At 66.7% G+C, this 24,014-nt stretch carries 22 protein-coding genes; 19 read left to right on the forward strand and 3 right to left on the reverse strand.

Annotated features, from left to right (window positions below):
- Nucleotides 1-93: 93 nt before the first annotated feature.
- The 7 genes from ABD017_RS08030 to ABD017_RS08060 all read left to right on the forward strand — a co-directional run bounded on the left by ABD017_RS08030 (nt 94) and on the right by ABD017_RS08060 (nt 5,311).
- The gene (locus ABD017_RS08030) at nt 94-957 is read left to right on the forward strand and encodes a YicC/YloC family endoribonuclease (protein ID WP_343881920.1); all 864 of its coding nucleotides are present in this window, start codon (nt 94-96) and stop codon (nt 955-957) included.
- 114 nt (nt 958-1,071) lie between these two features.
- The gene (gene gmk / locus ABD017_RS08035) at nt 1,072-1,695 is read left to right on the forward strand and encodes a guanylate kinase (protein ID WP_343881922.1); all 624 of its coding nucleotides are present in this window, start codon (nt 1,072-1,074) and stop codon (nt 1,693-1,695) included.
- 114 nt (nt 1,696-1,809) lie between these two features.
- Entirely contained in the window at nt 1,810-2,646 is an 837-nt protein-coding gene (locus tag ABD017_RS08040; RefSeq protein WP_343881924.1) for an ABC transporter ATP-binding protein, read from the forward strand.
- Nucleotides 2,643-3,419: a lipid asymmetry maintenance ABC transporter permease subunit MlaE gene (gene mlaE / locus ABD017_RS08045; RefSeq protein WP_343881926.1), complete on the forward strand. Its 777-nt coding sequence runs from the start codon at nt 2,643-2,645 to the stop codon at nt 3,417-3,419. Before ABD017_RS08040 ends, mlaE begins: the two co-directional genes overlap by 4 nt.
- 34 nt (nt 3,420-3,453) lie before the next feature.
- Nucleotides 3,454-4,296, forward strand: a complete 843-nt coding sequence (mlaD, locus tag ABD017_RS08050) for an outer membrane lipid asymmetry maintenance protein MlaD (protein ID WP_343881928.1) — start codon at nt 3,454-3,456, stop codon at nt 4,294-4,296.
- Between the two features lie 47 nt (nt 4,297-4,343).
- Nucleotides 4,344-5,015 (forward strand): MlaC/ttg2D family ABC transporter substrate-binding protein, encoded by a 672-nt coding sequence (locus ABD017_RS08055; RefSeq protein WP_343881930.1) that lies wholly within the window; start codon nt 4,344-4,346, stop codon nt 5,013-5,015.
- On the forward strand, nt 5,012-5,311 hold the full coding sequence (locus ABD017_RS08060) for an STAS domain-containing protein (RefSeq protein WP_343881932.1): 300 nt from the start codon (nt 5,012-5,014) through the stop codon (nt 5,309-5,311). The genes ABD017_RS08055 and ABD017_RS08060 overlap by 4 nt, the downstream gene beginning before the upstream one ends.
- Nucleotides 5,312-5,377: 66 nt before the next feature.
- Here the strand turns inward: ABD017_RS08060 and ABD017_RS08065 are convergent, their stop codons facing one another.
- Nucleotides 5,378-6,205, reverse strand: coding sequence for an MlaA family lipoprotein (locus tag ABD017_RS08065; protein ID WP_343881934.1), 828 nt, complete (start codon nt 6,203-6,205; stop codon nt 5,378-5,380).
- Nucleotides 6,206-6,409: 204 nt separating this feature from the next.
- Between ABD017_RS08065 and rpoZ the strand changes: the two genes are divergently transcribed.
- From rpoZ to ABD017_RS08100, 7 genes are all read left to right on the forward strand, one after another.
- A complete protein-coding gene (rpoZ, locus tag ABD017_RS08070) occupies nt 6,410-6,700 on the forward strand; it encodes a DNA-directed RNA polymerase subunit omega (RefSeq protein ID WP_007081172.1) in 291 nt (96 codons plus the stop codon).
- A gap of 135 nt (nt 6,701-6,835) precedes the next feature.
- Nucleotides 6,836-9,007, forward strand: a complete 2,172-nt coding sequence (locus tag ABD017_RS08075) for a RelA/SpoT family protein (protein ID WP_343881938.1) — start codon at nt 6,836-6,838, stop codon at nt 9,005-9,007.
- A gap of 92 nt (nt 9,008-9,099) precedes the next feature.
- Nucleotides 9,100-9,483 (forward strand): RidA family protein, encoded by a 384-nt coding sequence (locus tag ABD017_RS08080; RefSeq protein WP_343881940.1) that lies wholly within the window; start codon nt 9,100-9,102, stop codon nt 9,481-9,483.
- An 80-nt stretch (nt 9,484-9,563) separates the two neighbouring features.
- Entirely contained in the window at nt 9,564-11,690 is a 2,127-nt protein-coding gene (gene recG / locus ABD017_RS08085) for an ATP-dependent DNA helicase RecG (protein ID WP_343881942.1), read from the forward strand.
- 226 nt (nt 11,691-11,916) lie between these two features.
- Complete coding sequence (locus ABD017_RS08090; RefSeq protein WP_343881944.1) at nt 11,917-12,855, forward strand: nucleoside hydrolase; 939 nt, start codon at nt 11,917-11,919, stop codon at nt 12,853-12,855.
- A gap of 87 nt (nt 12,856-12,942) precedes the next feature.
- Entirely contained in the window at nt 12,943-13,197 is a 255-nt protein-coding gene (locus ABD017_RS08095) for a type B 50S ribosomal protein L31 (protein WP_343881946.1), read from the forward strand.
- A 259-nt stretch (nt 13,198-13,456) separates the two neighbouring features.
- Nucleotides 13,457-14,752 (forward strand): citrate synthase, encoded by a 1,296-nt coding sequence (locus tag ABD017_RS08100; protein WP_343881948.1) that lies wholly within the window; start codon nt 13,457-13,459, stop codon nt 14,750-14,752.
- Between the two features lie 148 nt (nt 14,753-14,900).
- Here ABD017_RS08100 and ABD017_RS08105 read toward each other — a convergent pair whose 3' ends face one another.
- Both ABD017_RS08105 and ABD017_RS08110 read right to left on the reverse strand, forming a co-directional pair.
- On the reverse strand, nt 14,901-15,581 hold the full coding sequence (locus ABD017_RS08105; RefSeq protein WP_425543684.1) for a hypothetical protein: 681 nt from the start codon (nt 15,579-15,581) through the stop codon (nt 14,901-14,903).
- A gap of 170 nt (nt 15,582-15,751) precedes the next feature.
- Nucleotides 15,752-18,280 carry a penicillin-binding protein 1A gene (locus ABD017_RS08110; RefSeq protein WP_343881950.1) on the reverse strand — a complete coding sequence of 843 codons (2,529 nt, stop codon included), beginning with the start codon at nt 18,278-18,280 and terminating at the stop codon, nt 15,752-15,754.
- A 281-nt stretch (nt 18,281-18,561) separates the two neighbouring features.
- Between ABD017_RS08110 and ABD017_RS08115 the strand changes: the two genes are divergently transcribed.
- From ABD017_RS08115 to ABD017_RS08135, 5 genes are read left to right on the forward strand one after another with little or no spacing between them, the layout of a single operon-like run.
- Entirely contained in the window at nt 18,562-19,626 is a 1,065-nt protein-coding gene (locus ABD017_RS08115) for a pilus assembly protein PilM (RefSeq protein ID WP_343881952.1), read from the forward strand.
- Nucleotides 19,626-20,264: a PilN domain-containing protein gene (locus tag ABD017_RS08120; RefSeq protein WP_343881954.1), complete on the forward strand. Its 639-nt coding sequence runs from the start codon at nt 19,626-19,628 to the stop codon at nt 20,262-20,264. The genes ABD017_RS08115 and ABD017_RS08120 overlap by 1 nt, the downstream gene beginning before the upstream one ends.
- The gene (locus tag ABD017_RS08125; protein ID WP_343881956.1) at nt 20,264-20,926 is read left to right on the forward strand and encodes a type IV pilus inner membrane component PilO; all 663 of its coding nucleotides are present in this window, start codon (nt 20,264-20,266) and stop codon (nt 20,924-20,926) included. The genes ABD017_RS08120 and ABD017_RS08125 overlap by 1 nt, the downstream gene beginning before the upstream one ends.
- Nucleotides 20,923-21,471: a pilus assembly protein PilP gene (locus ABD017_RS08130; protein WP_343881958.1), complete on the forward strand. Its 549-nt coding sequence runs from the start codon at nt 20,923-20,925 to the stop codon at nt 21,469-21,471. Before ABD017_RS08125 ends, ABD017_RS08130 begins: the two co-directional genes overlap by 4 nt.
- Nucleotides 21,472-21,527: 56 nt before the next feature.
- A complete protein-coding gene (locus tag ABD017_RS08135; RefSeq protein WP_343881960.1) occupies nt 21,528-23,768 on the forward strand; it encodes a type IV pilus secretin PilQ in 2,241 nt (746 codons plus the stop codon).
- Nucleotides 23,769-24,014: the final 246 nt, after the last annotated feature.

Genomic DNA, 24,014 nt, shown 5'->3' on the forward strand with positions numbered 1-24,014 from the left:
GGGGTGGTTCCTTCGCGTCGCTTGGCCGGATTGGGCAAGGCGGGACCGGAGAGTTTACCATTGCGACTTTTAGCCCCGCCCGGAAACGCTTCAATGATCCGCAGCATGACGGCCTACGCCAGCGCCGAAACCACCGGCCCCGCAGGCACGCTCGGTTGCGAGCTGCGCACGGTCAATCACCGCTACCTGGAACTGAGCCCGCGGCTGCCGGACGACCTGCGCGCGTTCGAATCGCAACTGCGCGAGCGGGTGGCGGCGAAACTGTCGCGTGGCAAGCTGGACTTGACCGTGCGCCGCACCGGCAGCGATGCGCGCGGCGAGTCGCTGCAGATCAACCACGCGCTGCTGGCCCGCCTGTCCGAACTGAACCGGGACATGAGCGCGCTGTTTCCCGGCCTGCAGGTGCAGTTCACCGAAGTGCTGCGCTTCCCCGGCGTGATGCAGCAGGCCGAGGTGGACGCGGCGACGCAACAGGCAGCGCTGTTCGATGTGCTGGACCGCGCGCTGGATGCGCTCACCGCCACGCGCGAGCGCGAGGGCGCCAAGCTGGGCGAGATCCTGGGCGAGAAGCTCGATGCGATCGAGCGCGTGGTGGCCGACGTGCGCACCTGGATGCCGCAGATCCGCGCCGGGTTGCGCACGCGCCTGGAAACGCGCCTGGCCGACCTGAAGCAACCGGTCGAGCCGGGTCGGCTGGAACAGGAGCTGGTGCTGCAGATCACCCGCATCGACGTGGACGAGGAGCTGGACCGGCTCAGCACGCATATCGCCGAGACGCGTCGCGTGCTGGGGCTGCGCGAGCCGATCGGACGCCGCCTGGATTTCCTGATGCAGGAGTTCAACCGCGAGGCGAACACGCTGGGCTCCAAGTCGGTCGACGCGCGCAGCACCAATGCGGCGGTCGAGCTGAAGGTGCTGATCGAGCAGATGCGCGAGCAGGTGCAGAACATTGAGTGAGCGGGGAGCTGTCGAGCTTGGTGGGGGCGCGGTCGATGCTTCTTGGCAAGCACCGGGCCCTCTCCCCAACCCTCTCCCCAAGGGGGAGAGGGGGCAAAGGAGCTTCGCATCGTTATGTTGATTGAAGCAGGCACCCTGTTCGTCGTGGCGGCGCCCTCGGGCGCGGGCAAGTCCAGCCTGGTCAACGCGCTGCTGGAGCGCGAGCCGACGATCTCGTTGTCGATATCGCACACCACGCGGCCGCCGCGCGTGGGCGAGCTGTACGGGCGGCACTATTACTTCGTCGAGCGCGACGCGTTCGAAAAGCAGGTCGCCGCGGGCATTTTCCTGGAGCACGCCGAAGTGCACGGCAACCTCTACGGCACGTCGGGCACCATGGTGCAGGAGCAACTGGCGCAGGGGCGCGACGTGTTGCTGGAAATCGACTGGCAGGGCGCGCAGCAGATTCGCCGCAGCAAGCCCGATTGCGTGAGCGTGTTCATCCTGCCGCCATCGCGCGCCGAACTGGAGCGGCGGCTGCGCGGGCGCGGTTCGGACAGCGCCGCGGTGATCGAGCAGCGGCTGCGCAATTCGCGCGAGGAAATCAGTCATGCGCACGAGTTCGATTTCATCCTGATCAACGATGTCTTCGACGAGGCGCTGGCCGACCTGCAGTCCATCGTGCGCGCGGTGCGCCAGCGCAGTGCGCTGCAGTGGCGCCGCCACGAAGCGCTGATCGCGCAATTGCTGGCGCCTTGAGGCGCAGGCCGGGGCGCGTGGCCGTGGCTTGATGTTCGCTGCCCTGCACCCCATTCCCATTTCCCTGCGTCACCTGCTTCCATTACCTTGTCCTTTTTTCCGGCCGATGCACCCATGACCCAACCTGTTCGCCCGCCAGCTGACGACGGCGCCCTGGTCAGGATTCGCGGGCTGACCACGGTGCTCAACGGCAAGACCATCTTCGATGCGCTGGACCTGGACATCCCGCGCGGCAAGATCACCTCGATCATGGGCCCCAGCGGCACCGGCAAGACCACCCTGCTCAAGCACATCACCGGGCAGATGCACGCCGACGCGGGCAGCATCCACGTTGACGGGCAGGACGTGGCGCGGCTGTCGCGCGAGCAGTTGTACAAGCTGCGCGAAGGCATCGGCTACCTGTTCCAGAACTCGGCGCTGCTGACCGATTTCGACGTGTTCGAGAACGTGGCGTTTCCGCTGCGCCAGCATACGAAGCTGCCCGAGGTGCTGATCCGCAACCTGGTGCTGATGAAGCTGCAGGCGGTGGGCCTGCGCGGCGCGGCGCGACTGAGCCCGAACGAGCTTTCCGGCGGCATGGCGCGGCGGGTGGCGCTGGCGCGGGCGATCGTGTTCGACCCGCAACTGATCCTGTACGACGAGCCGTTCGTGGGGCTGGACCCGGTGGCGCTGAACCAGGTGCTGAAGCTGATCCAGACGCTGAACCAGACCCTGGGCATCACCAGTGTGCTGGTCTCGCACGAACTGCCGGCGGTGCAGCGCATCGCCCATCACGTGGCGTTGCTGGCCAACGGCAAGGTGGTGGCGCAGGGCGACCCGGCGACGATCGCCGACGACGGCTCGCCGTGGACGCGCCAGTTCTTCGGCGGCGAGGCGGATGGGCCGATCCCGTTCCGTTATCCGGCGGGCGACTATGCCACCGAGCTGGGTTTTGCCGGAGCGGCGAAATGAGCGCGCGCGCGCCGCGGTCCCGCAACGTGGTGACGCAGTCGCTGGCGCAGATCGGCGCCTGCGGCCTGTTCCTGCTGACCCTGCTGGCGGCGATCCCGCGCAGCTTCCGCTACCTGCGCGAAACCACGCGCCAGCTGTGGTTCGTGGGCGCGATGAGCCTCACCATCATCATGGTCTGCGGCCTGTTCGTGGGCATGGTGCTGATGCTGCAGCTGTACCACGTGCTGTCGATCTTCGGCGGCACCTCGGCCAGCGGCATGGTGGTGGCGCTGTCGGTGTACCGCGAGCTGGGGCCGGTGGTCACCGCGCTGCTGTTTGCCGGGCGTGCCGGCACGGCGGTCACCGCGGAGATCGGCCTGATGCGCGCCACGGACCAGATCTCGGCGATGGAGATGATGGCGGTCGACCCGGTCGCCTACGTGGCCACGCCGCGCTTCCTGGCCGGGCTGATCGCGATGCCGCTGTTGTGCTGCGTGTTCTGCGCCATGGCGATCTTCGGCGGCCACCTGGTCGGGGTGACCTGGCTGGGCATCGACAACGGCACGTTCTGGTCCAACATGACCGCCCAGGTCGACGTGCATACCGACATCGTCAACGGCGTGCTGCTGAAGAGCCTGGCGTTTGGCGCGGTGGTGTCGCTGATCGCGGTGTTCCAGGGTTTCACCACGCCGCCCACCAGTGAAGGCGTGGCCTATGCCACCACGCGCACGGTCGTCGCCTCGTCGATCGCGATTCTGGCGCTGGACTTCGTGCTGACCGCCTTCCTGATGTGATTGCCATGACTTATCGCTTTTCGAGGAACCTGCCGTGAGCCAACCGAGAAATTCCTATGCCGTCGGCACCGGCCTGTTCATCGTGCTCGGTTTTGCGGCGCTGGCCTACCTGGCCACCCAGACCAGCTCGGTGGCCAATGTCCGCCAGGGCGACAGCTACACGCTGCAGACGCAGTTCACCAACATCGGCCAGCTGAAGGAGCGCGCCCCGGTGAAGATCGCCGGCGTGCGGGTGGGCCAGGTGCAGTCGATCACCCTGAAGCCCGACCACGACGTGGCCGACGTGACCCTTTCGATCGACAGGCACTACGACCACATCCCGCAGGATTCGGTGGCCACCATCTTCACCAGCGGCCTGCTCGGCGACCAGTACGTGGGCATCGAGTACGGCAGCGCCAAGCAGGTCGTGGCCGACGGCGGCACGCTGGCACGGACCAAGTCCACCCAGCCGCTGGAGGAGATGCTGGGCAAGTTCTTCGGCGCCGGCGGCGTGGTCGACAACGTGGGCGGCAGCTACACGGTCAAGGCGAACTTCACCAACGTGGGCACGCTGTCCGCCGGCGCGCCGGTGAAGATGGCCGGCGTGGTGATCGGCAGCGTGCAGTCGGTGCGCGCCGATCCGGTGCAGTTGAACGCCCGCGTGGTGCTGGCGATCGACAAGCGCTACGACGCGATTCCGGATGATTCGGCCGCCGCGGTATTCACCAGTGGTTTGATCGGCACCCAGTATGTTGCGATCCAGCCCGGCGGCTCGCCCGACATGCTCAAGGACGGGGACGAAATGATCCTCACCCAGTCCGCGATGCAGTTGGAGGACCTGATCGGGAAGTTCCTGGTGAACGGCTCCGGCGACAAGAAGCCCGCCAGCGACAAGTGACCCCCTATTCCCGCCTGCCCATCGGCCGGCCCCGCCAAGGAAACCCCATGCTGCGCCAACTGGCTCTTGCCACTGCCATCGCCTTCGGTGTCGTCGTCACCGCGCCCGCGTTCGCCCAGGCTGCTCCGGCGGCCGCCACCAGTCAGCCGACACCGGTGCAGGTGGTGCAGACCATCGCCGACCAGCTGGCGACCGCCATCGAAGGCCATCGCGACGAACTCAAGCGCAACCAGGAAAAACTGATCAGCGTGATCGATGAAGTCTTCCTGCCGCACTTCGACCTCGATTACGCCTCCATCCTGGTGCTGGGCCAGCATGCGCGGCAGGCCACGCCGCAGCAGCGTGATCGTTTCGCCAAGGCGTTCTACAACTCGATCACCCATCGCTACGCCGAGGGTCTGCTCAACTACACCCGCGGCCGGGTCAAGGTGCTGCCGTTCAACGGCGACCTCAACGACAAGCGCACCGTGGTGCGCACCCAGGTGGTGCTGGACGACGGCAAGCTGGTGTCGATCGACTACGCCTTCCGCAAGGGCCGCGGCGGCGACTGGAAAGCCTACGACGTGATCATCGAAGGCATTTCCTACGTCACCAACTACCGCAACCAGGTCGACGCCGAAATCCGCAAGGTCGGCATCGAGCAGTTGATCAGCAACCTGGAAACCCAGGGCGAGAAGGCGCTGGACACGATGGCCAAGGACAACAAGGACGCCTCGTGACCCAGCCGGCCGCGCCAGCGTTTGAACTCGTCACCACGGAGCCGGGTACGCTTGGCGTGCGTGGCGTGCTGAGCTTCGACACGGCCGCCGCGGCGATGCAGGCGATCCGCACGGCGCTGGCCGCTGGCGACTATGAACGGCTCGACCTGGGCGAGGTGCGGCGCAGCGACAGCGCCGGCCTGGCCTGCGTGCTGGCGGTCGTGGCATCGCCCGGAAAGACGCTGCGCGTCGTGCGCATGCCGCCGGGCATGCAGGCGTTGGCGAAAGTGTGCGAGGTGGATTCGCTGGTCGCCTGACCGCTGCGCCAGGACCGCAACGACGAAGGGGCCGCAAGGCCCCTTCGGTTTTGGCGATGCCGCAAACTACGGCTGGTTGGCCTGCTTCGGATGCGTGGTTTCCCATTGGTGCTGCTGGTCGAGCAGCTCCTCGGGATCGAAATTGTCGTCGTCCAGCCCCTGCATCTGCTGGATCACCGACGCGGGCGGGCTGCCATCGTAGATCTTGTACAACCGCTGCTGGCGGTAGGCGTCGCGCATGAAAACGTAGGGGTCGTAGGCCGATTTGAGGAAGTTTTCCGCGTCGATCGCGCGCGAGCGCAGCGTGATCAGATAGATCGCCTGCGGCAGGTATTGCAGGCCGTTGTAATGGTGATTGTCGGCGTACAGGCTCAGCGGGTCGAAGAAATAGCTGTCCACCGGCATGCGCCACATGTCGCGCGCCGTCGACGGTCCCAGCAGCGGCAACACCAGGTAATCGCCATCGGGCAAGCCCCAGCGCGCCAGTGTCACGCCGAAGTCGTTGTCTTCCAGCGGAATGCCGAACTTGCTGGCCGGGTCCAGGAAGCCGCCCATGCCCAGGGTCAGGTTGACCAGGAACCGGCCGGTGCTCTGCAGCGCCTGCTTCGGGCGCGCCTGCAGCAGGTCGTTCGCCACCGTGATCGGCATGCGGATATTGGTGAAGAAATCGCTGACCGAACGGCGCACCGGCGGGTTGGTGATCTTGCGATAGCCGGCGGCAACCGGGCGGATCACGGCCTGGTCCACCGCGTCGTTGAACTGGTAGGCCTTGCGGTTGTACTTTTCCAGCGGATCGTCGGTACGCGGCTTGGCAATCGTGCAGCCGGTCAGCAACGCCAGGGCAGTCAGCGTCGCAAACCAGCGCCAGCGAGGGGATTGAAGCAGGGAAGGCATGAGGAAGCCCGGGCTCACGGGGGAGGAGAGCGCATAAGTGTACTGCAGAGTCTTGTATCTTGCCCGGTTTTCCGGGCGGCAGGGCATCGGTCGCGCGCGGCGACAGCGCCGGACAGGATACACGCTGCGCACATTGCCAGTCACGCCCGTGGTGTCCTACACTGATCGGTCTGATAAGTCATTTTTTTCTCTAAGGATTTCGCAATGGCACGCATTACCGTGGAAGACTGCCTGGAGGTAGTCGACAACCGATTCGAGCTGGTGTTGATGGCGACCAAGCGCGCCCGTCAGCTGGAAAAGGGCGCCGAGCCGGCGGTCAACCCGGGTCACGACAAGCCGACCGTGCTGGCGCTGCGCGAAATTGCCGACCGCCGCATCGACCAGGCCACGATCGACGAGATCGACAAGAGCGAGCGCGAGCGGGCCGAGCGCGAAGCGCTGGAGTGGGCCGCGGCCGAGGTGGACGACGACCTCTCCAAGGGCGGGGAAGACTGATGACCGGCGATGGCCATCACGCGCCCATCGGCTGCCTGACCGGCCTTGCCGGTTCGCGGGCGGCCGCGCGTCGCATGACCATCGGCCTGGATTCACGTTCGTGCGGGGCAGGCGCCTGATCCGGCGCCTGGTGCAATGACCGCGCTGGGCGATCGCGACAATGGGGACCTGTCCGCGTTGCCGCCTTACGTACTGGCGCTGAAGGAGCGCATCGCCTACCTGCCCGAGGCGCAGGTGCAGCGCGTGCTGCTGGCGTACGAGATCGGCGCGCGCGCCCACCTCGGCCAGTCACGCAAGAGCGGCGAGCCCTACATCACCCATCCGGTGGCCGTGGCCGGCATCCTGGCCGAGCTGGGGCTGGACACCGAAACCATCATCGCGGCGATCCTGCACGACACCCTGGAAGACACCGAGCTCAGCCGCGAGGCGCTGGCCGGCGAATTCGGCGAGGAAGTGGCCGAGCTGGTCGATGGCGTCACCAAGCTCGACAAGATGCGCTTCGGCAGCCGCCAGGAAGCCGACGCGGAAAGCTTCCGCAAGATGCTGCTGGCGATGGCGCGCGACCTGCGCGTCATCCTGATCAAGCTGGCCGACCGCCTGCACAACATGCGCACGCTGGGCGCCAAGGATTCCGCCTCGCGCCGCCGCATCGCGCGCGAGACGCTGGAGATCTACGCCCCGATCGCGCAGCGCCTGGGCATGAACAAGTTCAAGGCCGAGCTGCAGGACCTGGGCTTCCGCACGCTGTATCCGGACCGCTACCGGGTGATCCGCGAACGCATTCGCGCCGCGCTGGGCAATCGCCGCGAGGCGATGGGCAAGATCGAGTCGGCGCTGGCCGCGCGGCTGGCTTCGGAACACCTCACCGTGCGCGTGGTGGGCCGGATCAAGTCGCCGTGGAGCATCTATTCGAAGATGCGCAACGAGCACAAGAGCTTCGCCCAGCTGATGGACGTCTACGGCTTCCGCGTCATCACCGACAGCGTGATGAGCTGCTACATGGCGCTGGGCGTGGTGCACGCGCTGTACAAGCCGGTCGACCGGCGCTTCAAGGATTTCATCGCGATCCCCAAGGCCAACGGCTACCAGTCCCTGCACACCGTGCTGCTGGGGCCCTTCGGCGCGCCGATCGAGGTGCAGATGCGCACCGCCGAGATGGATTCGTTCGCCGAGAGCGGCGTGGCCGCGCACTGGGCCTACAAGACCGAGAGCAGCCCCGCCAACAGCGCGCAGGCGCGCGCGCGCGAGTGGCTTTCGTCGCTGGCCGACAGCCAGATGAACACCACCTCGTCGGCCGAGTTCATCGAGAACGTCAAGATCGACCTGTTCCCCGACGAGGTCTACCTGTTCACGCCGCGCGGCGACATCCTGTCGCTGCCGCGCAACGCCACCGCGCTGGATTTCGCCTATGCGGTGCATACCGACGTGGGCGACCACGCGGTGGCCGCGCGCGTGGACAAGAAACTGCTGCCGCTGCGCACGCGGCTGGAATCGGGCCAGCTGGTGGAAATCATCACCGCGCCATCGGCCTTGCCCAACCCGGCCTGGCTGGAGTCGGTGGTCACCGGCAAGGCGCGCACCGCGATCCGCCAGTACCTGAAACACCTGCAGCACGAGGATGCGGTGGATTTTGGCCATCGCATGCTCGACCGCGCGCTGGACGCCCGCGGCAGCAGCCTGGACGACATCACGGCGACCGTGCTCGACCGCTTCCTGGAAACCTCCAAGCTGAAGCGGCTGGAGGAGCTGCTCTCGGATATCGCGCTGGGCAACCGCATGCCCGACGTGGTGGCCGGCCAGCTGCTGAAATTGCGCGGCAAGCGCAAGGGTGAGGCGTCACTGCCGACGGTGCCGCACGCGCACGAGAACATCCGCATCACCGGTGCCGAACGTGGCGTGCTGAGCTTCGCCAATTGCTGCCACCCGCTGCCCGGCGACGACATCATCGGCTACCTCTCCTCCGGCAAGGGCATTGTGGTGCATCGCGAGGAATGCCCCAACGTGGTCGAGTTGCGCAAGTCGCCCGAGCGCTGCGTGGCGATCGAATGGGATCGCGACGTGCAGGGCGATTACCGCGCCGAACTGCGCATCGAGGTGATCAACCGCACCGGCGTGCTGGCCACCATCGCGGCGGCCATTGCCGCGGCCGATTCCAATATCGAGAACGTGGAATACGTCGAGCGCGACGTCGCCGCCGCCACGCTGGTGTTCGCGATCGAAGTACGAAGCCGCAAGCACCTGGCCGACGTGATCCGTCGCGTGCGCCGCACCGGCGTGGTCAGCGGGGTGTATCGGTACCCCCTGTAGGAGCGCCTTGTGCGAAAGGTGTGGCGGAAAGCCAAGCTTTTCGCGCACAAGGTGCGCTCCTACAATGAGCGTTTTCAGCGCCGAGGCCGCCCATGTCCAGCACCGTCATCACCACCACCGACGCACCCGCCGCCATCGGCCCGTATTCGCAAGCCGTGCGTGCCGGCGACACCGTGTATTTCTCCGGCCAGATCCCGCTCGACCCGGCCACCGGCGCGCTGGTCGAAGGCGACATCACCGTGCAGACGCGACGTGTGTTCGACAACCTGGTCGCGGTGGCGCAGGCGGCTGGCGGCTCCCTGTCGCAGGTCGTGCGGGTGGGCATCTACGTCACCGACCTGGCGAATTTCGCCGCCGTCAATGCGGTGATGGCCGAGTATTTCCAGCCGCCGTATCCGGCGCGTTCCACCATCGAGGTTTCGGCGCTGCCCAAGGCCGCGCAGGTGGAAGTCGACGCCGTGATGGCGCTGGGCTGATCCGCGGCCAGGGCCTGCGCTGACGCTTGGCGCCGATGGTGGGGCCGCGCGCCACGCGACGTCTCGGCTAGGCTTGGCAGATGGCTTCTCCCCACCCCGTCGCTTCCGCCGAAGCCGGTCTCGCACCGGTGTCGACCGTGCCCGGTGTCGGCCCCGCGCTGGTGAAAGCGCTGGCGCGGCTGGGACTGGAGCGGGTGCAGGATCTGTGGTTCCACCTGCCGCTGCGTTACGAGGACAAGACCCGCGTCACCGCGATGGCCGACCTGCGCGCCGGCGAGCGGGCGCAGGTGGAAGGCGTGGTGGAGGCGGTGGAGCGCGGCTTCCGCTACCGCCCGCAACTGAAGGTGGCGATCGGCGATGGCAGCGGGTACACCCTGTTGCTGCGGTTTTTCCATTTCAACCGCGCCCAGGCCGAACAACTGGTGCCGGGCACGCGGTTGCTTTGCTATGGCGAGATACGCCACGGCGCGAATGCGCTGGAGATGGTGCACCCGCAATACCGCCGGCTGGACGGCAACGACGCGGTGGCCGTCGACGAGGTGCTCAGCCCGGTCTATCCCACCACCGAAGGATTGGGCCAGAAGCGGCTGGCCGGCGTGATCGGCAAGGCCCTGGCGCTGTTGCCGCCGGCGCCGCAACTGGAACTGATCCCGCCCGCGCTGTGCGCCGAGCATGGCCTCACTTCGCTGCGCGAGGCGCTGCTCTATGTGCATCGGCCGCCGCCGGACGCGCCGCTGGCGCAACTCACCCTGGGCCGCCATCCGGCGCAACAGCGGTTGGCGTTCGAGGAATTGCTGACCCAGCACCTGAGCCTGCGTCGCATGCGCGAGGCCGTGCGCCTGCGGCATGCGCCTGCGTTGGTAATGGATCGCGCGCTGCAGCGACGCTTCCTGGCCACGCTGGCGTTCAAGCTGACGCGGGCGCAGCAGCGCGTCGGCGCCGAGGTGGCGCAGGATCTCGCGCAGACCCGGCCGATGCTGCGCCTGGTGCAGGGCGACGTCGGCAGCGGCAAGACGGTGGTGGCGGCGCTGGCCGCGCTGGCCGCGGTGTCGTCCGGCCACCAGGTGGCCCTGATGGCGCCGACCGAATTGCTGGCCGAGCAGCATCTGCACAATTTCCGGCAATGGCTGCAGCCGCTGGGCATCGAGGTGGCATGGCTGGCCGGCAAGGTCACCGGCAAGGCGCGGCGGCAGGTGCTGGAGCGCGTGGCGCACGGCGCCCCGGTGCTGGTGGGTACGCACGCGTTGATGCAGGAGGGCGTGAATTTCTCCCGGCTTGGACTGGTCATCGTGGACGAGCAGCACCGCTTCGGCGTGCAGCAGCGGCTGGCGCTGCGCGACAAGGGCATGACCGACGAGGCCGTGGCGATCGGTGGAACCGAGCAGGTGCCGCATCAGCTGGTGCTCACTGCCACGCCGATACCGCGCACGCTGGCGATGAGCGCCTACGCCGACCTCGACGTCTCCTCCATCGACGAGCTGCCTCCCGGGCGCACACCGGTGCAGACCATTGCGATTTCCAACGCGCGCCGTTTCGACGTGATCGAACGCATCCAGGCCGCCTGCGCCGAAGGCCGGCAGGTGTACTGGGTGTGCACCCTGATCGAGGAATCCGAACAATTGCGCGCGCAGGCCGCGGAGGTGGCCCACGCGGAGTTGTCGGCGGCCATCGGCGAAACCCGCGTCGGGCTGATCCACGGACGCATGAAGCCGGCGCAGAAGCAGCAGGTGATGGATGCCTTCAAGGCCGGCCGCCTCGCCGTGCTGGTCGCCACCACCGTCATCGAAGTGGGCGTGGACGTGCCCAACGCCAGCGTCATGGTGATCGAGAACAGCGAGCGCCTGGGCCTGGCCCAGCTGCACCAGTTGCGCGGGCGCGTGGGTCGCGGTGCGGTCGCGTCCAATTGCGTGTTGCTCTATCAACCGCCGCTGGGCCAACTGGCGCGCGAGCGGCTGCAGGTGATGCGCGACAGCAACGACGGCTTCCGCATTGCCGAAAAAGACCTGGAACTGCGCGGCCCCGGCGAAGTGCTGGGCACCCGCCAGACCGGCCAGTTGAGCTTTCGCATCGCCGACCTGGCCCGCGATGCGCACCTGTTGCCCGCCGTGCAGGAGGTTGGCCAGAGCATGCTGGCCGATCACCCGGATCAGGCCGGTCGGCTCATCGAACGATGGATTGGCGGCGCGGCGCGGTATGCGCATGCGTGAGCGGGGAACGGCGGGGGAGTGGATGCTATGGCAAAAAGCGTCCCCTCCATCCGTCTTCGGCACCTTCCCCCGCGAGCGGGGGAAGGAACAGCAGGTTGCGGCAAGCTCCCCGAGTTTCCTTCCTCCGCGTGCGGGGGAAGGTGGCCGACAGGGCGGATGGGGGCGCTCTTGATCTACCCCAAAATTCTCACCCATTACACTGCGTATTCCCCTCATGAAGACACCCATGACCCGACCGCAACTGCTGATCGACACCGACCCCGGCGTGGACGATGCGCTGGCGATCCTGATGGCGCATGCCGATGCCGACATCGCCGCGCTCAGCATCGCCGCCGGCAACGTCGGCATGGCGCATACGGTGCGCAATGCGCGCGCGCTGGTCGACCTCCTGGGCGGCGGCACGCCAGTGTTTGCCGGCTGTGGCTCGCCGCTGGTGCGTGCGCCGGGCGAGGACGCCGCTTTCGTGCACGGCCAGGACGGTTTCGGCGACATCGGCCTGCCCGCACCGAAGGCCGCCGTGGCCGATGAGCCGGCCGCATTGGCCCTGCTTCGGCTTACCCGCGAACGGCCCGGCGAGCTGACCCTGGTGGCGCTGGCGCCACTGACCAACCTGGCCCTGGCGCTGCGGCTCGACCCCACCCTGCCGCAGCGCGTCGCCCGGCTGGTGGTGATGGGCGGCGCGGTCACCGGACACGGCAATACCGGCACGATTCCGGCCGAGTTCAATATCGGTTTCGATCCTGAAGCCGCGCACGTGGTGTTCGAGGCGTTTCCCTCGTTCGACCTGGTCGACTGGGAGGCGACGCTGCGCCACGCCTTCGACGAGGATGCGTTCGACAGGTGGCTGCGTTCGGGCGATCACCGTGCGGATTTCTACGGCCGCATCGCGGGCACCGCGCGGGCGTTCAATCGCAAGCACGAGCGTCGCGGCATCATCGCCGCCGATGCGCTGGCGATGGCGGTCGCGCTCGACCCCGCCATCGTCATCCGCAGCGAAAGGCGCGCCGTGGCGGTGGAGCTCGATGGCCGGCTGACCCGTGGCGCCACCGTGGTGGACTGGGCCGGGCGGCGTGGCGCGGCGGCCAACGCCAACATCGTGCTGGAGGTGGACCAGGCGCGTTTCGGCGCCATGGTGCGGCGGGCGCTGGGCGCTGCGGAGCGGTAGCGTGCGGGCCGCAACCCCCTGGCTTGCGGTGATTGCCGTCGGGCCGCTACAATGCCGCTCTTTTCTCCCGCCGCTTTTGAGTAAGCCATGAAGCCCGATATCCATCCGAACTACGCCCCGGTGGTGTTCCAGGATCTGTCGTCCGACTTTGCCTTCCTGACCAAGTCGACCATTTCCAGCAAGGAAACCATCAAGTGGGAGGACGGCAACGAGTATCCGCTCGTCAAAGTGGATATCTCCAGCCACTCGCATCCGTTCTATACCGGCAAGCAGAAGTCGCTGGACGTGGGCGGCCGCGTCGACAAGTTCCGCCGCCGCTACGCGGGCACCGTCAAAGAGTAATGCCGCCGGGGTTGCCGACATGGGCAACTCGTCTGGCCACGCACGGGGCGAGCATCGACTCGCCCCGTGCTTTTTTGTGCGCGTCGTTCCCCGTCCGCCTGCGGATGCGCGCGGATCGTTGTGCGATAATGGCGCTTTTCCCGACGCCCCCGCGTCTGCCGCATCGCATGCGTGTCCCACGCGATGCACACCATTCCCCCGCTGAAAGGCGTCGCTTTGCGGCTCGCCCTCGCGATGAACTTTTTTGAAGGAGGTTTTCGTGTCCACTCCCAAGATCGTCAAACTGCTGGATGAGTCGAATCAGCGCAGCAGCGAGCTGCCCTTGATCAGTGGCACGCTGGGACCGGCCTGCATCGACATCGGCACGCTGTACAAGGACACCGGGCACTTCACCTATGATCCGGGCTACGCCAGCACCGCCAGCACCAAGAGCGCGATCACCTACATCGACGGCGACAAGGGCGTGCTGCTGTATCGCGGCTACCCGATCGAGCAGCTGGCGGCCAACTCCAGCTTCCTCGAAGTGGCCTATCTGCTGCTCAATGGCGAGCTGCCCAACGCGGCCGAGTTCGACAAGTTCGAGCACGACGTCTCGCATCACACGATGATGCACGAGTCGCTGAAGAACTTTTTCCAGGGCTTCCACCACGATGCCCATCCGATGGCGATGCTGGCCGCGTCGATTGCCTCGCTGTCGGCGTTCTACCACGACGACCTGAATGTCGATGACCCGGTCGACCGCAAGATGGCGGCGATCCGCCTGATCGCGAAGATGCCCACCATCGCGGCGGCCTGCTACCGCTACTCGATCGGCTGGCCGCTGCGCTACCCGCGCAACAACCTGGAGTACGTCGACCGCTTCCTGCACATGATGTTCGAGGTGCCCAGCGAGCCCTTGCAGATGAGCCCGGTGGCCGCCAAGGCGCTGGACCTGCTGTTCATCCTGCATGCCGATCACGAGCAGAACGCGTCCACCTCGACCGTGCGCCTGGTCGGTTCCACCGGCGCCAATCCGTATGCGTCGATCGCCGCCGGCATCACCGCGCTGTGGGGCCCGGCACACGGCGGCGCCAACGAGGCGGTGCTCAAGCAGCTGGAGGAAATTGGCACGCCGGACAACGTCGCATCGGCGGTCCTGCGCGCCAAGGACAAGAACGACAGCTTCCGCCTGATGGGCTTCGGCCACCGCGTCTACAAGAACTTCGATCCGCGCGCCAAGATCATCCGCGAGATGTGCCACAAGGTGCTGGCCGAGCTGGGCGTCAAGGATCCACTGCTGGATGTGGCGCTGAAGCTGGAAGAGGCGGCGCTGAAGGACGACTACTTCGTGGAGCGCAAGCTGTACCCGAACGTCGACTTCTACTCCGGCCTGATCTACAAGGCGCTGGGCATTCCCACCGAGATGTTCACCGTGATGTTTGCCATCGCGCGCACCGCCGGCTGGATCGCGCACTGGATCGAGCAGCACGAAACGCCGGGATCGCGCATCGGCCGTCCGCGCCAGATCTACACCGGCGCCGACGTGCGCGATTACGTGAGCGCCGACAAGCGCTGAGCAGCCGCGTCATCGCATGAGCAAACGCCCCGGCCTGTCGGGGCGTTTGCGTTTCACGCACGTCTTGCGGGAGCGTATCCGGGCGCGACGTCTTGGCTTTTTGCGGCTCCTGCCCCGCAAAGAGCATCGCGCACTCTCCGGTGCGTTCCTAAGGTCGGCGGCTGGCGTTGGCCAGCATGCGTTCCAGCCGATCGCCTCCGTCGTCTTCGGACAGCAGGGCCTCCACCGCCGCCAGCGGGGCGCGGCGCATCGGCTTCTCGTCGATGCGGTCCAGCGGTGCCTGGCGCAGCGCGTTGCGCGGCAAGACGGTGAGGTCGAACGGCAGGTCGTCGGCGGTGAACAGCAACACCGGGTACTCCGCCAGCTCGGTTCGGGTGACGCGCAAACGCCGGGTCTGGGTGTCGGCCGGAACGCCGTGGTCGCGCAGGAACAGCGCCACCGCGTCGGGATCGTCGCTGAACACGTGCAGGCAGACCGCCGAGTGCCCGTCGGCCGTGCCCTCCAGCACGGCGCCCACCAGCCGCGGTTCGAAAGCGGCCAGGAACCGCATCGCCTCCACCGCCGCCTCGCGCCGCTGCCGCAACGATTGCGGCTGGCTGTCGGCCAGGAACAGCCGCTGGCGTTCGCGCAGTGCCTGCTCGATCTCCTGGTTGCGCGGCAGCGCCTGGGTTTCCAGGATGCCCAGCCGTTCGGCGGCCTTCGTCTTGGCGTGATGGAAATCCCGGATGCCGTGCTCGCTCATCAACCGCGCCGCCTCCTGGGCAACCAGCAGGCGACTGCGTTGCAGGCGGTCATGCGCATGGATGCGGTGATGGTCGCCTCGGGCCATGCTCATCTCCATTGCGTGGACGGGTCCGTCCGTTCGTTCGTGCGTGTGCCAGCGCGTCGACGGCATCGGCGCGCGGGTGACGAAGCCACCCTACCACTGTCGCGCGCCGCGATGAATGGCCGACGGCGCGCGCCGCCCGAGCTTGCGCGCGGCGCGCCCGGCGGCAGCGGTCAGAAGATGTCGTAGGCGCGTTGCTGCTCCTGCTCCTTCTGCTGCTGCGCCTGTGCGCGCAGGCGATCGACATCCTCCACCTTGAAGATTTCGCTGATGCCGTTGGGGTCGTCGGGCGTGGTCGGCAAGCCGTTGTCGCGGTTGATCGTGACCGTCGCGATGCCCGGTGGCATCGGCAGCGCGTTCGATGGCAGGCCCTTGAGCGCGGCGCCCATGTAATCCATCCAGATCGGCAATGCGGCCTTGGCCCCGAACTCGCCCCGCCCCAGCGAATCGTAGTTGTCGAAACCCACCCACACGGCGGTGGAAAGGTCGCCGTTGAAGCCCACGAACCAGGCGTCGTGATGGTCGTTGGTGGAGCCGGTCTTGCCGGCCAGGTCGTCGCGTTCGAGTGCGCGTGCGGCGGAGCCGGTGCCGCGCAGGATCACGTCCTTCATCAGCGAGGTGGTCAGGAAATCGTTGCGCGGATCCAGCACGCGTGGCGCCAGGATGGGCGGGTGGTTGCCGTCTCCGTGCGCGTCCGGCGGCAGGACGGCGTCGCCCACCGCATCGATGCCGTCTTCGGCGGTGTCCGGCGCCGATGCGGCATGGGCCAGGTTGTTGGCCGGGGTCGCGGTCATGTCCGCCGGTGGTGGTCCGGCGACGCTGGTGTCGAGCAGACGTGCCTGGCAATCGCGGCAGGCGCGCGAAGGGTTGGCCACGTAGACCGCCGCGCCGGTGCGGTCGTCGATCTCGCTGATGAAGTACGGCGTCACCAGGTAGCCACCATTGGCGAACACCGCGTAGCCGCGGGCCATGCCCATCGGCGACACCGACGCCGTGCCCAGCGCCATCGACAGGTTGGCGGGAATGGCGTCGAGCGCGAAACCGAAGCGGGTCAGGTATTCGCGCGTGTAGCGCACGCCGATGGCCGCCAGCAGCCGGATCGACACCAGGTTCTTCGACTGCACCAGCGCCTCGCGCAGCCGCATCGGGCCGGCGAACTTGCCGTCGTCGTTGTTCGGCGTCCACAGGCCGCCGGGCCGGGACGGGTCGGGCAGGGCCAGCGGGGCATCGTTGATGATCGACGCCGTGGTGAAGCCGTGGTCCAGCGCCGCCGAGTAGAGATAGGGCTTGAAGCTGGAGCCCGGCTGGCGCGCGGCCATCACTGCGCGGTTGAACTTGCTGCGCATGAAATTGAAGCCGCCCACCAGAGCCTGGATCGAGCCGTCCTCGGGGTTCACCGATGCCAGGGCCCCCTGTACCGCCGGGATCTGGGTCAGTTGCCACGCGCCCTTGTCATCGGTCGACAGGCGCACGATGTCGCCGCGCTTGATGACGCTGTCCACCGAGGTCGGCGTGGCGCCGACGCGGCCGTCGCCCAGATGCGGCCGGGCCCAGCCGATGCTTTCCAGCGACAGCTCGACAGTCTCGCCGTTGCGCAGGAAAACCGCGGCGCGATGGGTGCCGCTGGCGATCACCAGGCCCGGCTCCATGTCGGAAATATCGGTGTAGCCCGACAGCGCCTGCCGGTAATCCGATGGGCCCGCGTTGGCGGGCAGGTCCTGGTGGGCCTCCGCACCGCGCCAGCCATGGCGGCGGTCGTAGGCGACGAGGCCGCGGCGCAGTGCGTCCACGGCTGCCTGCTGGCGGTCGCTGCGCAAGGTGGTCTTGACCACGTAGCCCTCGGTCAGCGCGTCGTTGCCGAGGCGGTCCAGCACCTGGCGGCGAACCATTTCGGCGAGGTACGGCGCATCCAGTTCGATCGGCTGTTCATGCGGTGCGCCGTGGTTCGGCTCGGCCCGCGCCTGCTCGTATTGCGCGCGGGTGATATAGCCGTGCCGCAGCATTTCGCTCAGCACCCAGTTGCGCCGCGCCAGCAGGCGCTTGGGGCTGTTGATCGGGTTGACCGCCGATGGCAGCTGGAAGCTGGACGCGATCGCCGCCGACTCGGCCACCGTCAGTTGATCCAGCGTCTTGCCGTAGTAATACGAAGCGGCCGCGGCCACGCCGTAGGAGCGGTGGCCGAGGAACATCTTGTTGAGGTACAGGTCGAGGATCTGGTCCTTGCTGAGTTCCTGCTCCATGCGCAGCGCGATGAAGATCTCCGTGATCTTTCGCGAATACAGCTTCTCGGGGCTGAGGAAGAAATTGCGCGCCACCTGCTGGGTGATCGTCGATCCGCCCGAGCCCTTGTCGCCGCCCGTCTCGATGACATGCCAGGCCGCGCGCAGGATGCCGTGCCAGTCCACGCCCGGGTGGTGGTAGAAATCGGCATCCTCGGCCGACAGCACCGCATGCTTCAGCCGGTCGGGCACCTTGCCGATATCCACCGGTATGCGGCGGGTTTCGCCGAAGCTGGCGATCAGCTTGCCGTCGGCGCTGAGCACGCGCAGCGGCACCTGCATGTGGTAGTCCTTGAGTACCGCGACGGATGGCAGACGCGGCGCGATCAACCAGTACGTCACGCCTACCGCGAGGATACCCAGCAGCAAACCGGAGAAAGCCAGGATCAGGGCCCAGCGAAACAGACGCTTCAAAATATGCATGGATACGGTTAGCGAGACTTGAGTCAAAACATGCCAGAGTATAGATGGCGCAATATTGAAGGCGTTCCGGCACCGGGTCAGCGGGGGTAATCCACGGGGATCGCGCGGGGGGCGCACGGCCATGCCATGCCGCCGGGGGATGAGCGCAACTGTGGTGGCTATCACGAGAAATGCTTGAGAAAGTTCGTGTAGGCCGTTGCCATTACGAAAATTTTTCGATTTAATGCCGTGGCGTACCGACCGGGATTCCGGTCCGGACTCAGGGGCAAGGGGGAAACACCGTGGGTCTCTTTACACCCAAGAAGCCGCCATTGATTGGTGTCGACATCAGTTCGACTGCCGTCAAGCTGCTGCAGCTCAGCCAGGCGGGCGGGCGTTTCCGCGTGGAGCATTACGCGGTCGAGCCGCTGCCACCCAATGCGGTGGTCGAGAAGAACATCGTCGAGGTCGAGGCGGTCGGCGACGCCATCCGTCGGGCCATGGCGCGCTCCGGCAGCAAGGTGAAGCACGCCGCCGCGGCGGTGGCGGGGTCGGCGGTCATCACCCGCATCATCCCGATGGCGGCCGAACTGTCCGATGACGACCTCGAGGGGCAGATCCAGGTCGAGGCCAACCAGTACATCCCGTATCCGATCGAGGAGGTCAGCCTCGACTTCGAAGTCATCGGCCCGGTTCGCGACAACCCGGACATGAACAACATCCTGTTGGCCGCCTCCCGCACCGAGAACGTGGACATGCGCGTGGCGGCGCTGGATCTGGGCGGGCTAACCGCCAACGTGATCGACGTCGAGGCGTTCGCCATGGAAAACGCCTTCGCCATGGTGGCCGACCAGATGAACGTGGCGCGCGACGCGCTGGTGGCCGTGGTCGATATCGGCGCCACCATGACCACGCTGTCCGTGCTGCGCAACCAGCGCACCATCTATTCGCGTGAGCAGGTCTTCGGCGGCAAGCAGTTGACCGACGAGATCATGCGCCGCTACGGGCTCTCCTACGAGGAGGCCGGCCGCGCCAAGCGCAAGGGCGGCCTGCCCGAGTCCTACGCCAGCGAAGCGCTGGACCCGTTCAAGGAGTCGCTGGTGCAGCAGGTCGGCCGGCTCATGCAGTTCTTCTTCGCAGGCAGCGAATACAGCAAGGTCGACCAGGTGATGCTGGCCGGCGGCTGCGCCTCCATCGAGGGGCTGGCGCCGATGCTGCAGGAGCAACTGGGCGTGCCGTGCGTGGTCGCCAACCCGCTGGCCCGCATGTCGCTGGCGCCGCGGGTGCAGTCGCAATCGCAATCGCTGGCCCAGGACGCGCCTTCGCTGATGATCGCCGTCGGCCTCGCGCTGAGGAGCTTCGACTGATGGCACACGTCAACCTACTTCCCTGGCGCGCCGAACGTCGCAAGCAGCGCGAGCGCGAGTTCTACATGCAGCTGGGCGCCGCCGCGGTGGCCGGCGTGCTGGTGGTGCTGGTGTGGATGTTCTGGATGGGCCAGCGCATCGACAACCAGAACGAGCGCAACGGCTACCTGCAGACCGAGATCAAGCAGCTGGATGTGCGCATCGCCAAGATCAAGGATCTGGAAAAAGTGCGCCAGCGCCTGCTGGCCCGCAAGGAGATCATCGAGCAGCTGCAGGCCGACCGTTCGCAGATGGTGCACCTGTTCGACGAACTGGTGAAAACCATTCCCTCCAGCGTGCGGTTGACCAGCCTCAAGCAGGGCGGGCAGTCGATGACGCTCAATGGCGCGGCCCAGTCCAATGCCAGCGTCGCCGAGTACATGCGCAACATCGAGTCCTCGCCGTGGATGGGTCACGCCGACCTCACCAAGACCGAGAACAGCCACAACGCCACCCGCATGCCCTACAACTTCGGCCTGACCGTGGCCCTGAACAAGCCGAAGACCGACGAGGTTGTCGCCGGTGACAATGCCCCGGCCGCAGCCGCCAGCGTTCCCGCGCCAGCCGGCAGGAAAGCGGCGACCGGAGGAACTCACTGATGAAGTTCTTCAACGACATCCGCAATCTGGACCGTAACAACGTCGGCGGCTGGCCATCCTCGGTAAAGATGTTCTTCACCGGCCTGCTGTTCGTGGTCATCGTGTTCATCGGCTGGTACGTCTCCGTCAGCGGCCAGCAGGACGAACTGGCCACGCTGGCCACCAAGGAAGAACAGCTCAAGAAGGACTTTGCCGCCAAGCAGGCCAAGGCCGTCAACCTGGAGGCATTGCAGCAGCAGCTCGACGAGATGCAGGACATGCTGCGGCAACTGCTGCGCCAGTTGCCCAGCAAGACCGAGATGCCCGAGCTGCTGGTCGACATTTCGCAAACCGCGTTGTCGGCCGGCCTGCAGACCGAGCTGTTCCAGCCCGGCAACGAAACCAAGAAGGACTTCTACGCCGAGAAGCCCATCACCTTGCGCATGAGCGGCACCTACCACCAGTTCGGCTCGTTCATCAGCGGCGTGGCTTCGCTGCCGCGGGTGGTCATCCTCACCTTGCACGATGTGTCGCTCACGCCCAAGAGCCCGTCCAAGGCCGGCGGCGCCTCCGATGGCCAGCTGGTGCTGCAGGGGACGGTAAAGACCTATCGTTATCTCGATGATGACGAGAGCGCCGAGGCCAAGCCGACGCACAAGAAAAAGGCCGGGGGGCGGAAATGATCAAGTTTGCTGCCATCAAGCCGGGCCGGGTCGTGGGCGCATTGCTGATGCTGGCCATCGCGCTGGTGCTCAGCGGCTGCACCCGCGGCATGTCCGACCTGCGCGACTGGGTCGCGAAGGAAAAGGCCCGCAAGGGCCAGCCGATCCAGCCCCTGCCGGTGATCAAGACGTTCGAGACGTTCACCTACAACGACCAGGATCGGCGCGATCCCTTCAGTCCCAGCGCCACCGAAATGGAAAGCAGCGTCGCCGCCGCCAGCACTGGCCCGCGGCCGGATGCCGACCGTGCCAAGGAGCCGCTGGAAGCGTTCGCCCTGGATAGCCTGAAGATGGTCGGCACGATCGGTACCGGACCGGGCGCCATCGCCCTGGTGAAGGACCCGGCCCGCGTGATCCACCAGGTGCATCGCAACGAATACATGGGCCAGAACTACGGACGCGTTACCGCCATCAGCGAGGACCACATCGAGCTGGTCGAGCTGATTTCGAATGGCAATGGTGGCTGGATGGAACGTCCGGCCAGCATCGCGCTCGGCGAGCAATAGGAATACAGGGGCTGATGCCAATGACCAACGAAATCCAATCCGTCCGGGGCCGTGCAATGCGCCATGCCACTCGCTACATGCTGTTCGGCCTTCTGCTGGCCGGCGCGACCTGGGCCGGCACGGCCATGGCCGCCAGCAACACCTTGAAGGACATCAGCTACGACACCCTGCCGGGCGGCGCGGTTGAGCTCCACCTCAGCTTCGCCAACAGCGCCGTGCCGTCGCCGAAATTCTTCACCACGGACACGCCGCCACGCATCGCCGTGGACTTTGCCGATACCGACAACGCGGCGCAGCGGCATCTGGCCATCGGCAAGGGCTCCACCTCGGGCGTCACCGCGGTATCGGCCGGCGGCCGCACGCGGGTGGTGGTCGAGCTGATGCGGGCGTCCAGCTACCGCTCGAGCGTCAAGGGCAACAGCCTGCTGCTGACGATCAACAACGGCACCGGCGACCAGTCCATCACCACCGCCTCCGCCATCGATCCGTCCAAGGCACTGCCGTCCTCGATGGTCGGTCCGTCCGTCAGCAACATCGATTTCCGCCGCGGCCCCAACGGCGAGGGCAAGGTGCTGATCACCTTCAGCGGCAGCGGCGCCAACGCCGAAATGGTCCGCAAGGGCGACAAGGTGGTGGTCGACATCGATCACGCCACCCTGCCGCCCAACCTGGCACAGCGGCTGGATACGCTGGATTTCGCCACGCCGGTGCAGTCCATCGTCACCCGCAGTGGCGGCATGGGCGGCGTGCACATGGAGATCGCCACCAAGGGTGAAGTGGAAACGTCGTCGTACCAGAGCGGCAACCAGTACGTGGTGCAGGTCGCGCCGCGTCGCGCCGAGGAAAAACCCGATGCGTTGAGCAAGGCGGGCGCGCCGCCGGTGTACAACGGCAAGCGCGTCACCTTCAATTTCCAGGACATCCCGGTGCGTTCGGCGCTGCAGCTGATCGCCGACATCTCGGGCCTCAACCTGGTGGCCTCCGACAGCGTGGGCGGCAGTGTCACGCTGCGGCTGGTCAACGTGCCCTGGGACCAGGCGCTGGACGTGATCCTGCGCGCCAAGAGCCTGGACAAGCGTCGTGACGGCAACGTGGTGTGGATCGCGCCGCAGCAGGAGCTGGCCAAGTACGAGGACGACGTCGCCCAGGCGCGCCTGAAGGCGCAGGACAACGCCGAACTCATCACCACCTACATTCCCATCAGCTACGGCAAGGCCGCCGACATCGCCAAGCTGCTGACCACCGGCAGCATGCAGGGCGGTGGCGGCAGCAGCAGCGGTGCCGGCAACAGCCGCGGCTTCCTGTCGCGCCGCGGCAGCGTGTCCTACGACGAGCGCACCAACACCCTGCTGCTCAACGACACCCCCGAAAAGCTGGAGCAGCTGCGCCTGCTGATCGCGAAGCTGGATCGTCCGGTGCAGCAGGTGCTGATCGAATCGCGCATCGTGGTGGCCAACGACGACTTCACCCGCGAACTGGGCGCCAAGTGGGGCGTGTCCGGGGTGCAGACCAACAGCAACAACCTGATCACGCTGGGCGGCAAGGGCGGTGATGCGCTCAAGTACGCCACCGACGTCAGAAATAACAACATCAAGTATGGCAACGACGTTACCGATTGGTTCGCCAACGGTGCTACGGGTGCGCCTCCGCACAAGGGGTCTGTCACGCTGCCCACTGGCGGCATGAACGTGAACCTGCCCGCAGGCGGCGCCACCAGCGGCTTCGGCCTGGCCATCCTGGGTGCCAACTACGCGCTCGACCTGGAACTGTCGGCCGCGCAGACCGAAGGCCGCAGCGAAGTCATCTCCAGCCCGCGCGTGATCACCGCCAACCAGCAGGAAGCGGTGATCCGCCAGGGCCAGGAAGTGGGCTACGTGACCTTCCAGAACAGCGGCGGCGCGGGCGCGGGCTCGGGTAGCGGCACCGCCACCGTGCAGTTCAAGGATGCGGTGCTGGAGCTGAAGGTGACGCCCACGATCACCGCCGACAACCGCGTCTACCTGATGATCAACGTGAAGAAGGACGCCATCGCCGGTTACGTGCCGGTGCCGGGCGGCGGCCAGATCCCCACCATCGACACCCGCGAGATCAACACCTCGGTGCTGGTGGACAACGGGCAGACCGTGGTGCTGGGCGGCATCTACGAGATCAACAAGGCCAACTCCACCTCCAAGGTGCCGGGCCTGGGCGACATTCCGGGCCTGGGCGTGCTGTTCCGCAAGACCTCGCGCAACGAGAGCAAGGCCGAGCTGCTGATCTTCGTGACGCCGCGCATTCTCAGCGAGACGTTGCAGTAGACCAGCGCTGTCGATGGAAGAAAGAGGCGGCTGCGGCCGCCTTTTTCTTGCCGGTCACTGTGCCGGCCACCTCGCGGATTAAACTTCCGGGCATCATCGTGGTCAGTTGCACGCCTGCGCTTGCCAGGCGCTGCATCCTCGCGGCCTGCGAAACGCCCGACGGCCACCGCAGCGCCGTCCGTCTCCCGAACGGCAACGCGGTCCGGTCATGAGGAGCACCAGGCCTGCGGCCGTGCTCGCGCATCC

Source organism: Rhodanobacter caeni, from assembly GCF_039523575.1.
In the GTDB taxonomy this organism is placed as follows: domain Bacteria; phylum Pseudomonadota; class Gammaproteobacteria; order Xanthomonadales; family Rhodanobacteraceae; genus Rhodanobacter; species Rhodanobacter caeni.